Below are 12410 nucleotides of genomic sequence, written 5' to 3' on the forward strand. Positions count from 1 at the left end.
GTGACACGGGAATATGCTGGGACAACAGTCCTGCGGAATCGTTCTGGTCCTCGTTCAAACACGAGCACTACTACCGGCATTCCTACGCCACCAAAGCAGAACTCGGCGCCGCGATTGACAAATGGATCGCGTGGTACAACAATAAGCGTCGGCACTCCTCTATTGGAATGCTCAGTCCAGTTTGCTACGAGCGGTCCCTGGCCGCTACAGCGAAAGCTGCTTAGCCCCCTGTCCACCGTCCGGGGGGAACCTCAGCCACCCCCGTCCGCTGCGCGACGGCGGCGAGCGTGAGGGCGTCGACCCCGTGCTCATCGACGAGCGCAAGCGCGGCCTCCACCACGGCGGTGGTGGAGAGCCCAGCCCTAGGCACGGTAGCTATCTCCCATAGCTCGGAAGCTAATGTAATTAGCCATCGTGGGTCAAGCCAGGGTGTGGAGCGGGGTGCGTGCGGCAGCGGACGGGGGAGTGCGGGGTTCAACCGCCTGATGGCTACGCGCGCGCCGGGATGGTGATCACATCGGCGCGGCCACGCTTGCGACCGCGTAATCAATCGGCCGTGCTCGCAGTCGCGTACTCAGTCGGCGACGACAGCTGTGGCGGGCGGCAGCGGCAACTGCGGCGATGGCGGCGCTGGTGGCGGCAGTGGCGCTGGCGGCGGGTGATCGGCAGCGGCGATGGCGACGGCGGGCAGCTGCGGCGATGGCGACGGCCGACGGCGCTGGCGGACGGTGGCGGTGCTGGTGGACGGCGGCGGACGGTGGCGGGTGGCGACGCTGGCGGACGGCGATGGCGAAAGTGCGGAGGTGGCAGAGGTAGTGGCGGCAGCAGCGACGCGACGGTGGCGGGCGGCGGCGACGGAGGTGGGTGACGGTGGCGGGCGGCGCTGACGGTGGCGGCGACGATGGCGATGGCGAAAGTGGCGGAGGTGCAGTTGCGATGGCGATGGCGGCGGCCCTGGCGCGGTGGTGGTGGCGGCAGCGACGCGATGATGGCGGGTGGCGAAGGTGGCCGCGGCGATGATGCCGGGGTGGCGCGGGCAGCAGCGGCGGTGGTGGTAGCGGCGATGGCAGTGGCGGTGGTGGCGATGGCAGTGGCAGCAGCGACGTGACGATGGCGGGTGGCGGCGGCGGAGGTGGTGACGGAGGTGGTGACGGAGGTGGCGGCGACGGCGACGGTGGCGAAAGTGACGGCGGCAGCGACGGTGGCGGAGGTGGTGGCAGCAGCGACGTGACGGCGACGGTGGCGGGTGGCGGTAGCGGTGGCGGCGAAAGTGGCGAAGGTGGCGAAGTTGCGGTGGCGATGGTGGGCGGCGCTGGCGTGGTGGTGGCGGCAGCGACGCGATGGTGGCGGATGGCGACGGTGGCGGAGGTGGCCGCGGCGGTGATGCCGGGGGTGGTGATGGGCGGCGGGCAGCAGCGGCGGTGGTGGTAGCGGCGGTGGCAGGGGGCGGCGATGGCGGTGGCAGCAGCAGCGGTCGGTCGTGGTTGATGGTTGGGTTCGTGTAGTCAGTTGGGTGCAGTTGTGTAGTCGGGCGGTTGCGTGGGGTGGTCAGTCCGTTGTGGTGTCCTGGTCCGTCAGTGCGAAGGAGGCTGTGCTTTCGACCCTGTCGGATACGTCCAGCCTCTTGTTCTCTACGAGGTCGGCCGTCAGGGTGTCCAGCATCACCCGGGCGCCTGTTGTCTCCTCGGTGAGTACCATGTCCGTCTCGTCCGGGAGGGCGGCTATCGACATCGTGAAAGGTGGGTCGTCTGCTCGTGCCTCCACGCGCAGGCCGCCGCCCTCGCTCACGCCCTGTGCTTTCGTGAGCTTCTGGATGGCGTGGCCCGCCTCCGGCGTGATGTGCAGCATGCTTCGTGGGCTGCCCGGGTAGCGTTGCGGTCAAACACGCGGTGTGCTGGGCATACCTCAACGGGCCGCGCCTTGTGTAGCGTGCTTCACATGGCAACGGAACATGTCGATGTCCTTGTCGTGGGCGCCGGGCTGTCCGGGATCGGCGCCGCTTGTCACCTGCGGCAGCGCTGCCCGGAACGGACGTTCGCGATCCTCGAGGCCCGGGACGCCATCGGTGGCACCTGGGACCTGTTCCGCTATCCCGGCGTTCGCTCGGACTCCGACATGTTCACGCTCGGCTACTCGTTCAGCCCGTGGAGCGAGACCAGGGTGATGGCCGACGGACCCTCGATCCGCGAGTACGTGTGCCGCACGGCGCGTGCCTTCGACGTCGACCGGCACATCCGGTTCAACCACAAGGTGGTTGCCGCCGAGTGGTCCACTGCGGACGCCACCTGGACCGTCACCGTGGAGCGTTCGGACCCCGAGGCCGACCCGTCGCCGGATTCAGTTGTGACAGTGTCCCTCACCTGCTCCTTCCTCTACGTGTGTTCCGGGTACTACCGCTACGACAAGGGATACAGCCCGTCCTTCGCGGGGCTCGACGACTTCGCCGGGCAGGTCGTGCATCCGCAGCACTGGCCGGCCGATCTCGACTACGCCGGCAAGCGGGTGGTCGTCATCGGCAGCGGTGCGACCGCGGTCACCCTGGTGCCCGCGATGGCCGAGTCCGCCGCGCACGTCACCATGGTTCAGCGCTCGCCCAGCTACGTCATGTCGTTGCCCGTCAAGGACGTGCTCGCCGAGAAGCTGATCGGCAAGGTGCCGGGCCGGTTCCTCTTCCCGGCGCTGCGGTGGAAGAACGTGCTCACCCAGATGTTCGCCTACCAGCTCTCCCGTCGGGCCCCGAAGGTCATGAGGGCGTTGCTGCGCAAGGGAGTGCTCCGCCAGGCGCCGGCCGGCTACGACGTCGACACCCACTTCTCACCCAGGTACGCCCCCTGGGACCAACGCATGTGCTTCGTCCCCGACGGCGACCTCTTCGCGGCGCTGCAGACCGGCCGAGCCTCCGTCGTGACCGGCGCGATCGACAGCTTCACGCCCCGAGGTCTCCGGATGACCTCGGGTGAGGAGGTCGAGGCCGACGTCGTCGTCACCGCCACCGGGCTGAACCTCCTGCCCGTGGGCGGCATGACACTGACCGTGGACGGGCAGGACGTCACGCTCGGTGACACGGTGGCATACAAGGGAATGATGCTGTCCGGCGTGCCGAACTTCGTCATGACCATCGGCTACACCAACGCCTCCTGGACGCTGAAGGCCGACCTCGTCGCCGCGTACGTCTGCCGCCTGCTCAACCACATGGCCGCTCACGACTACCAGGTGGTGACACCGGTCCTGCCGGACCCGGACATCGACACCGTGCCGCTCATCGACCTCATGTCGGGCTACGTGCTCCGCAGCATCGAGGCGCTGCCGAAGCAGGGACCGGCCGCTCCCTGGCGCCTGCACCAGAACTACCCGAAGGACGTCGTGATGCTGCGCCACGGTCCTCTGGACGACGATGTCCGGTTCGACCGCGTGCCGGCCCGCACGAGGAAAGGTGTGGACCACCAGCTCGCGTGAGGGCGTGGCTCCGACCGGACACGGTGTACACAGCCGTCTGCGGTGGAGCTTGATTCCTTGCGTGGTCACGACATCCGGCCTGCGGAGGCGGACGGGTAGTGGTGCTGGGACGCGGTCTGGTTAGATGTGGCTCGAACATGTGTTCACCATATGGCGGGTGGGGTGGGAGCGCCAGTGACCTCACCTGATCGTGTGGGGAGGGCCGAATCGGCTCCTGGGGCGTGCGGGATGACGTCGCCGGGGCTCGACTGATCGCGCGTATGCTTGGGAGGCTCACTGTGGTCCGCGGGTGAACGGGTGTGGGGCGGACGACACGGTCGTGGCCCCTCCAGGCATGCTGGAACGGGACGGTGGCCAAAAGCGTTAACCTGACACGGCGCACTGCTCGCAGGGGCTGTGACCAGGCAGGAGAGTCCGCGGGCAACCTGCTCCAGAGCCTCACCGCCCTTCTCGCAGGCCCTGGTCGGACCTGCGGTGGAGGTCGCGGGGGAGCAAATGCCAGGGGTTGTCGGGGGTAGCGGATAGGCTCTCCTTCGATGGTGACCGCCTGAGCACGGGCGCGCCATGAATCGGGAGACGACCAGAAGTGACTACGGGAACCTATTACGGTGCCGACGATCTGACCCACCTCGAGGGCCTCGAGGCGGTGCGGAAGCGGCCGGGGATGTACATCGGCTCGACCGACAGCCGTGGCATCAACCACCTGTTCAACGAGGTCGTCGACAACTCGACCGACGAGGGCATCGCCGGCTACGCGAGCCGGGTCGTGGTCACGCTGCACGCAGACAGCAGCGTTCAGGTCGACGACGACGGGCGCGGCATCCCCACGGGGGTGCACGCCAAGTCCGGCCTGTCCGGGGTCGAGCTGGTGCTGACGCGCCTGCACGCCGGCGGCAAGTTCGGCGGCTCCGGCTACAAGACCTCCGGCGGCCTGCACGGCGTCGGCGCGTCGGCCGTGAACGCGCTGTCCCACCGGTTCGACGTCACGGTCAAGCAGGACGGCAAGGTCCACCAGATGTCGTTCGCGCACGGCGTGCCCGGCGAGTTCGACGGCGCCGGGCCGAAGGCGAAGTTCACCAAGCGGTCCGGCCTGAACCTCGTGCGCAGGATGAAGCGCGGCGAGACGACCGGCACGTCCATCCGCTACTGGTACGACGCCCGGTACTTCGAGAACGGCGCGGCGCTCAACGTCGAGGCCGTGCGGTCGAAGCTGCGCAACACGGCGTTCCTGGTGCCGAGCGTGACGTACGTGCTGCGGAACACGCTCGAGGGCGCGATCGACGAGGAGACGTTCAACTACCCCAACGGCCTCGCCGACATGGTGGAGTTCCTGACGCCAAGCAGTGACAAGCCGGTGTCCGGCATGATCATGATCAACGGCACGGGCAGCTACCGGGAGAACGCGGCCGACCAGAACGGCGTCATGCAATCCAAAGTGGAGCGCGTCGCCGAGGTCGAGGTCGCCATGCGCTGGGGTACCGGGTACGAGCGCACGATCGAGTGCTTCACCAACACGATCCACAACGTGCACGGCGGCACGCACCGGCGCGGGTTCGACCGCGCGGTCGTGAAGGCCGTCAACGACGCCATCGCCAAGACGCGCGGTCTGCTCAAGCCCAAGGAGGACCCGCCGACGCTCGAGGACGTCGAGGAGGGCATGACCGCGGTCGTGCACGTCAGGATCCCCGAGCCGCAGTTCACCTCGCAGACCAAGGACGAGCTGTCCACCGCCGGCATCACGAAGGTCCTGCAGTCCATCGTGGAGCAGGAGATCCGCGCGTGGACGGAGAACCGCAGGACCAAGACGGAGGCGAAGACCGTACTGCAGAAGGTGGTCGACGCCGCCCGCGTCCGGCTCACCCAGAAGCAGCAGAAGGACGCCGCCCGCCGCAAGACCGCGCTCGAGGGCGCGGCGATGCCGCCGAAGCTGGTCGACTGCCGGTCGACGGGCATCGGCCGCAGCGAGCTGTTCCTCGTGGAGGGCGACAGCGCCCTCGGCTCCGCGCGCATGGCGCGGGTGTCCGAGTACCAGGCGCTGCTCCCGCTGCGGGGCAAGATCCTGAACGTCCAGAAGGCGAGCCTCGCCGACACCCTGCGCAACGTGGAGATCGCGTCGATCGTGCAGGTGCTCGGCGCCGGGAGCGGGCGGACGTTCGAGCTGTCGACCATGCGCTACGGGCGGGTCATCCTCATGGCGGACGCGGACGTCGACGGCTCCCACATCCGGACGCTGCTGATCACGTTGTTCGCCCGGTACATGCGACCGGTGATCGAGGACGGGCGCCTGTTCGCCGCGATGCCGCCCCTGCACAAGATCACCACCAAGGGGCGCAACCCGGAGACGCACTTCACCTTCACGCAGCGTGAGATGGAGATGAAGGTCGCCGCCCTGCAGAAGGCCGGCAAGCAGGTCGTCACGCCGGTGCCGCGGTTCAAGGGGCTCGGTGAGATGGACGCCGAGGAGCTGTGGGAGACCACGATGAACCCGGCCACCCGCTCGGTCCGGCGCATCACGCTCGACGACGCGGAGGCCGCCGAGGCCGCGCTGGAGCTGCTGATGGGCGAGAAGGTGGAGCCGCGGCGGAACTGGCTGGTCGAGTCCTCCGAGCGGGTGGACACCGCGGCGATCGACATCTAGGAAGACAGACATGGCCGGCCGCGCGGTTCACCCGGTGCGGCCGGTGAAGAGAGTGACCGGTCGCGACGCACGCACGGCGTCCGACCACGGCGGGACGACTGGCAGCTAGAGGAAAGACGAGAATGGCACGCCGCAGCAAGGCACCCACCACACGGGTCGACCCGGCCGCGTTCGACCGGGCCGGCGCGAAGGTCTTCGACACCTCGCTGAAGAACGAGATCGAGGACTCCTACCTGGAGTACGCGTACTCGGTCATCCACTCGCGCGCGTTGCCGGACGCCCGCGACGGGCTCAAGCCGGTCCACCGCCGCATCCTGTACTCGATGAACGAGAACGGCTACCGGCCGACGCACGCCTACGTGAAGTCGTCCCGTGTGGTCGGTGACGTGATGGGCCGCTACCACCCGCACGGCGACACGGCCATCTACGACGCGATGGTCCGCCTGGCGCAGGACTTCTCCATGAACGCGCCGCTCGTCGACGGGCACGGCAACTTCGGTAGCCCGGACGACGGCCCGGCCGCGTCGAGGTACTGCGTGGTAGGAGACACTCGCATCCGTCTGGCTGACGGGTCGAGTCGGCGTATCGCCGACGTGGTCGACCTGCCGCCGGACTCCGAGGCGGACGCGGACTTCGACGTGCTGGACAAGGACGGCAAAGCCGTTCGGGTCAGCAAGGTGTTCAACTCCGGCGTGCACCCGACATTGCGCGTCACTTCGGCGTCCGGATTCTCCGTGCGGGGCAGCGAGAACCATCTCGTGCTGTGCCTCGAGGCGCCGATGGGCGTGCCCGTCTTCCAGTGGCGACGGCTCGACGAGATCAAGCCCGGCATGGTCGTCTGCATCGCTCGTAACTCCTGGTCGCAGGTCGCCCCCACCGCGCGGGAGCATGCGCTGGGAGTCCTCGGCGGAGCATGGGTCTCCGGAGGGTGGGCGAGCGAGACCCGCGCCGGGTTCGACAACACCGACGAGCACTTCTTCAGCGAGGTGCTTCACGCCTACGACCAGGTCGTTGGCGGCACCCGGCACACGCGCGGACAGGAGATCGACATCCAGGAAAGCGGCATGACCGCCTTCCGCGCCAGCCCACTGGGAGAACTCATCGGCCGTGAGGCCGAGGACAAGTTCGTGCCCGAGTTCGTGTGGTCGGGCGGCTGGGGTGTCAAGCGGGCCTTCCTGATGGCGTTGTTCGAGGGCGACGGCGGGCCTCGGGTCGCGGATGACGGTCTCACCGTCCATTACTCGACGGACAGCTCGCGGCTGGCCCGTGAGGTGCAGGAGCTGCTGGCCGAGTTCGGGGTCATCGCCGTGCACCGGACTCACCCCCGCGCGAGCGGGGCGGTCGAGCACCGGCTCGTCGTGTCCGGACCGCGGAACGTTCGGGCCTGGATGGAGCGGGTCGGGTTCCTGCGCACCAAGCAGGCCACGCTGCACGAGCTTCTCGAGCGGTCACCGCTGCGGGCGCACCGACCGAGCCAGGACCGGGTGCCGTTCGTCGCCGACTACGTGCGTGGCGCGCTCGATCTCGATCGTCGGGGCAGCGGGCGCGCGTGGTCGACGAAGCACGACTTCGACCGGATCGAGCGGTGGGAGACCGAGCGGCTGCGAATCGTCGACGGGATCGAGGACCCGGAGATCGTGGCCACGATCCTGCCGGTCATGGACTCCGGCTACCGCTTCGAAGAAGTGGTCGATGTCGAGGTGTGCGAGCCGGCTGAGGTCTACTCGGTTCGGGTCGACTCCGAGGATCACTCCTTCCTCGCGGGCGGGTTCGTCAACCACAACACCGAATCGCGGCTGTCCAACGAGGCCATGCTGCTTGTCGGGGAGCTCGGCGAGGACACCGTCGACTTCCGGCCGAACTACGACGGGTCGCTGGACGAGCCGACGGTGCTGCCGGCCGCGTTTCCGAACCTGCTGGTGAACGGGACCTCCGGCATCGCCGTTGGTATGGCCACCAACATGATTCCGCACAACCTCACCGAGGTCATCGGGGCGGCGCGGTGGCTCATCCACCACCCCGAGGCGTCGCTCGACAAGCTCATGGAGTTCGTGCCTGGCCCCGACCTGCCCACCGGCGGCATGCTGCTGGGCCTGGACGAGGTGCGCCGCGCGTACGAGACCGGCCGCGGCGTCGTGCGCATGCGGGCCAAGGTGGAGATCGGCCCGCTGGAGGGCAGCCGCGGCCGGCAGGCCATCACGATCGTCGAGCTGCCCTACGCCGTCGGACCCGAGAAGATCATCGAGAAGATCACCGACGAGGTCACGAAGTCCAAGCGGCTCACGGGGATCGCGGACGTCAAGGACCTCACCGACCGGGAGAACGGCACCCGCGTCGTCATCGAGTGCAAGGTCGGAGTGAACCCGCAGGCGCTGCTCGCGGACCTCTACCGGTTGACGCCGATGGAGCAGTCGTTCGGCATCAACAACCTCGTGCTCGTCGACGGTCAGCCCCAGACGCTCGGGCTCAAGGCGCTGCTGGAGGTGTTCCTGCGCCACCGGTACGAGGTCGTCACGCGGCGAACGAGGTTCCGGCGCCGCAAGCGGGAGGAGCGGCTGCACCTCGTCGAGGGTCTGCTCATCGCGTTGCTGGACATCGACAAGGTGATCCGGCTGATCCGTGCCAGCGAGGACGCGGTCGCCGCGAAGGAGGGCCTGATGAAGCGCTTCAAGCTCTCCGAGATCCAGGCCACCTACATCCTCGACACGCCGCTGCGCAGGCTCACCAGGTACGACAAGCTGGAGCTGGAGCAGGAGCAGGAGCGACTGCGGTCGGAGATCGCCGAGCTGACGAAGATCCTCGAGAACGAACCGGTGCTGAAGCGGCTCGTCTCCTCGGAGCTGGGGAAGATCGCGAAGGACCTCGGCAGGGAGCGACTGACCGCGCTGATCGACGGTGACCTCAAGGAGGTGCTGGCCGCGTCGAAGCCGGCCGGCCCGCTGGAGGTCGCGGACGACCCGTGCCAGGTGATCCTCTCCGCCACCGGGCTGGTCGCCCGCACGGCCGCCGAGTCGGAGGAGGCCACCGAGGCACGCAAGCGCAGTGGCCGCGCCAAGCACGACACCGTCGCGGCGGTGGTGCACACGACCGCGCGTGGCCAGGTGCTGGTCGTGACCAGTCACGGACGCGCGTTCAAGGTCGACGTGTTGCCGCTGCCCGTGCTGCCCGAGGCGGCGGGGACGGTGTCGCTGCGCGGCGGGATGGCGGCCAGCGAGCTGGTTCCCCTGGAGAAGGGGGAGAGGGTCGTCGGCATCGCACCGCTCGGGGAGCGGGCTGAGGGGTCACCTGGGCTCGCGCTCGGGACGCGGCACGGCGTGGTGAAGGTGTGCACGCCCGAGTGGCCCGTCCGGTCGGACGAGTTCGAGGTGATCTCGTTGAAGGACGGGGACGAGGTTGTCGGTGCCAGCTGGTTGACTGACGGTGCCGAGATGCTGGTGTTCGTGTCGTCCGACTCCTCGCTGCTGCGGTTCAGCGCCTCGATGGTGCGCCCGCAGGGGGTGAAGTCGGGAGGGATAGCCGGCATCAACCTTGCCGCCGACGCCTCGGCCGTGTTCTTCGGAGCCATTCGCACGGATGACGATGATCATGGGGAGCCGATGGTTGTCACCTGTACCGGGCAGAGTGTGAAGGTGACGCCGTTCGAGTTGTACCCGGCCAAGGGGCGGGCTACCAGTGGGGTGCGGACACATCGCTTCCTCAAGGGGGAGAAGCAGTTGGTGCTCGCCTGGGTCGGGCCTCGGCCGGCTGGGGCTTCTTCTACCGGGTCTTCTGTGGAGTTGCCGCAGGTGGACAAGCGGCGGGACGGGTCGGGGACGGCTCATCCTGGGCCTGATGTTATTGGGCCTCTCATTGAGCGTGGGTGATTTGTGGGGCTGGTCGTGGACCGGGGCCGGGGGTGGGGGCCCCGGGGGGCGGGGGCGGCGGCTAGTCAGAGGGCTGGGTTTTGCAGGCGTGCTTCTGCGGGTGCGGTGGGATGAGTGGTGCGTTGTTGAGTTAGGCGGGGGCCGGCGGCTGGGCAGAGGGTTGGGTTTTGCAGGCGTGCTTCTGCGGGTGCGGTGGTTGGTGAGAGGGTTGGGTTTTGCAGGCTTGCTTGTGCGAGTGCGGTGGATGAGTGGGTGCGTTGTTGAGTTAGCGGCGGGGGCGGCGGCTGGTGAGAGGGTTGGGTTTTGCAGGCGCGCTTGTGCTGGTGCGGTGGATGAAGTGGGCTGCGTTGTCCACGTTCGCAGGCAGCCAGCAAACAAGCGCTGGCAGTCGCTCTGACTCTGTTTGCCCGCGATGTCTTGAAGGTTTGACTGCTCCGGGGGAGTGGGGCAGTTGGGCGCGGGTCAGTGGGTTAGTGCGAAGCGGCCCTCGCCTTTGGGGACTGTTACCTCGCCTGTGCAGGTGGGGTCTGTTATTACCGCTGTGAAGGGGCCTGTGGAGGGTGGTACGCGGCCTGTGCCTATCCAGATTGCTGGCAGTGTGCGTTCAACGCATTCTTTGGGTAGGTCTCGGGCTGCTGTGGTGCCCTCGTGGATCAGTACTGTCGCCGGGACGCCCGTTGCGTAAGGGGGCGGCGTGGGGGTTGGGGCTTTGGTGGGTGTGGGGGTCGCCGCGGTTGTTGCGCTTGGTAGGGACAGGGCGTATGCCGTGCCGCCCAGCAGGGTGAGTACCGCTGCCACCGCCAGGATTCTTCTTGCCAGGTGGAAGGTGCCCCTCAACTGCATCACGGCTGATTCGGCCAGTACCAGTTCTCGGTGGTCCTGGTACAGCTTCAGTTGGTCGTCCACCTCTGCCAGTTTTTGTTTTTCCGTGGTCAGGGCGGCTCGTTCCGAGTCCAGTTTTGTCGCGGCTGCCGTGTACATCGAGGAGGCCGCGTTTATCTCGTTTTCCAGTGCTGGGGTTGGGTGGTCGGACTGGCGTTTCCGCAGTTCGGCCAGGAGGGTTGACAAATCCCCTGTTCGCTTTTCGTAGGACTCTGTGGACACCGTCAGCTTGGCTACCACCGGCGCCAGTTTCGCGTGTTTCGACTCCAGATCGCCCAGTTTTCTGATCAGGTTGGTCACCGATGCCGGGCGGTCGTTCGCCTCCAGGTTGGGGCCCAGGTGGGCCGATGAGTCAGGGCCGTGGAGGATGTTCGTCAGTTCTACCCGGCTTGCCAGTTTCGGGTTCCACGCGACGCTCAGTTTGTTGACCGTCAGGACCGGGCGGCCCTTGATCCACAGGAATCCCTTCTCGTCCGACTTCTGGATTCCCTTGATGTCGCAGTCCAGTTCGCCCAGGCTCACGTCTTCCGGTTCGCTCACCAGGGACACCGCGATCACCGCGGCGACTATGCCCGCCCCCGCCACCAGTAGGCCGCCTACCAACCACACGATTGCCGGCCACGTCAGCTTCACGTTCGCTATCGCGGCGAACGGGAGGGAGCCGAAGATGAGTACGCCCACCGCCGCGAAGGCGGCCAGCATCCACCTCGCCGTCTTCTGGTAGCTCTGCTTCGCGTTCATCGCCAGTTGGGTGGCCGCGGAGTTGCCCGGGACCGCGCCGCCCGCCGGCTGGTCGTCCTTGCCGGCGGTGGCCGCGGTCTCCACGAACTTGCGCATCGCCTCTGCGGCGTCGGTCAGCTTCGAGAAGTCCATGCGTCCCCCAACGTTTTGGTGGTACTACGTTACTAGGGGTACGCGAGGGGTTAACCGCGGCCTATGTAGGGCATCTTCGTGGCCATCACGGTCATGAACTGCACGTTCGCGGAAAGCGGCAGCTCGGCCATGTGCAGGACCATGTCGGCGACGTGGGACGCGTCCATCGTCGGTTCGGGCATGGTGGAGCCGTTGGCCTGCAACACACCCGCGCTCATCGACGCGGTCATGTCCGAGGCCGCGTTGCCGATGTCGAGCTGGCCGCACGCGATGTCGTACGCGCGGCCCTCCAGGGACAACGCCTTGGTCAGGCCCGTGATCGCGTGCTTCGTCGCCGTGTAGGCCACCGCGTGCGGGCGGGGGACGTGTGCGGAGATCGAGCCGTTGTTGATGATCCGACCACCACGCGGGTCCTGTGTGGACATCAGGCGGAACGCGGCCTGCGCGCACCAGAACGCGCCGTTGAGGTTCGTGTCCACGACGGACCGCCAGTCCTCCGGGGTCACGTCCGCGAGCGGACCGCCCCGGCCGAACACGCCGGCGTTGTTCACCAGCAGGTCCAGGCGGCCGAACCGCGTGCGGACCTGGTCGAACAGCGCGGTGACCGACTCCGGTGCGCGGACGTCGGCGACCACCGCCGTGCCGCCGGTCTCGGCCGCCACCTCGGCCAGCGACGACTCGGTCCGGCCGGCCACCAC

The 12410-nt window shown here is 67.8% G+C and carries 9 protein-coding genes; 6 read left to right on the forward strand and 3 right to left on the reverse strand.

The window, feature by feature from the left end:
- The 3 genes from ACJ73U_RS33395 to ACJ73U_RS33405 form a co-directional block, all read left to right on the forward strand.
- A partial coding sequence (locus ACJ73U_RS33395; RefSeq protein ID WP_407781735.1) for an integrase core domain-containing protein occupies positions 1-224 on the forward strand: 224 nt, incomplete at its 5' end.
- A 665-nt stretch (positions 225-889) separates the two neighbouring features.
- Positions 890-1108, forward strand: a complete 219-nt coding sequence (locus ACJ73U_RS33400) for a hypothetical protein (protein WP_407781736.1) — start codon at positions 890-892, stop codon at positions 1106-1108.
- A 185-nt stretch (positions 1109-1293) separates the two neighbouring features.
- Complete coding sequence (locus ACJ73U_RS33405; RefSeq protein ID WP_407781737.1) at positions 1294-1431, forward strand: hypothetical protein; 138 nt, start codon at positions 1294-1296, stop codon at positions 1429-1431.
- A gap of 117 nt (positions 1432-1548) precedes the next feature.
- On the opposite strand, the gene ACJ73U_RS33410 is transcribed toward ACJ73U_RS33405, so the two are convergent.
- Positions 1549-1848, reverse strand: coding sequence for a hypothetical protein (locus tag ACJ73U_RS33410; RefSeq protein WP_407781738.1), 300 nt, complete (start codon positions 1846-1848; stop codon positions 1549-1551).
- 90 nt (positions 1849-1938) lie between these two features.
- Here ACJ73U_RS33410 and ACJ73U_RS33415 point away from each other — a divergent pair, with 90 nt between their 5' ends.
- The 3 genes from ACJ73U_RS33415 to ACJ73U_RS33425 all read left to right on the forward strand — a co-directional run bounded on the left by ACJ73U_RS33415 (position 1939) and on the right by ACJ73U_RS33425 (position 9957).
- Positions 1939-3456 carry a flavin-containing monooxygenase gene (locus ACJ73U_RS33415; RefSeq protein WP_407781739.1) on the forward strand — a complete coding sequence of 506 codons (1518 nt, stop codon included), beginning with the start codon at positions 1939-1941 and terminating at the stop codon, positions 3454-3456.
- Between the two features lie 586 nt (positions 3457-4042).
- Positions 4043-6094: a type IIA DNA topoisomerase subunit B gene (locus ACJ73U_RS33420; protein WP_407781740.1), complete on the forward strand. Its 2052-nt coding sequence runs from the start codon at positions 4043-4045 to the stop codon at positions 6092-6094.
- A 122-nt stretch (positions 6095-6216) separates the two neighbouring features.
- Positions 6217-9957 (forward strand): DNA gyrase subunit A, encoded by a 3741-nt coding sequence (locus ACJ73U_RS33425; protein ID WP_407781741.1) that lies wholly within the window; start codon positions 6217-6219, stop codon positions 9955-9957.
- Positions 9958-10419: 462 nt separating this feature from the next.
- Here the strand turns inward: ACJ73U_RS33425 and ACJ73U_RS33430 are convergent, their stop codons facing one another.
- Positions 10420-11712, reverse strand: a complete 1293-nt coding sequence (locus ACJ73U_RS33430; RefSeq protein ID WP_407781742.1) for a hypothetical protein — start codon at positions 11710-11712, stop codon at positions 10420-10422.
- Between the two features lie 50 nt (positions 11713-11762).
- Positions 11763-12410: SDR family oxidoreductase (locus tag ACJ73U_RS33435; RefSeq protein ID WP_407781743.1), on the reverse strand; the 648-nt coding region annotated here is incomplete at its 5' end.

The organism is Actinophytocola sp. (assembly GCF_045807065.1).
Classification (GTDB): domain Bacteria; phylum Actinomycetota; class Actinomycetes; order Mycobacteriales; family Pseudonocardiaceae; genus Actinophytocola.

Excerpts from the sequence above, each read along its gene's own strand:
- ACJ73U_RS33425 (WP_407781741.1), top strand. The coding sequence starts at position 6,217 with ATGGCACGCCGCAGCAAGGCACCCACCACACGGGTCGACCCGGCCGCG.
- ACJ73U_RS33415 (WP_407781739.1), top strand. The coding sequence starts at position 1,939 with ATGGCAACGGAACATGTCGATGTCCTTGTCGTGGGCGCCGGGCTGTCC.
- ACJ73U_RS33430 (WP_407781742.1), bottom strand. The coding sequence starts at position 11,712 with ATGGACTTCTCGAAGCTGACCGACGCCGCAGAGGCGATGCGCAAGTTC.
- ACJ73U_RS33410 (WP_407781738.1), bottom strand. The coding sequence starts at position 1,848 with ATGCTGCACATCACGCCGGAGGCGGGCCACGCCATCCAGAAGCTCACG.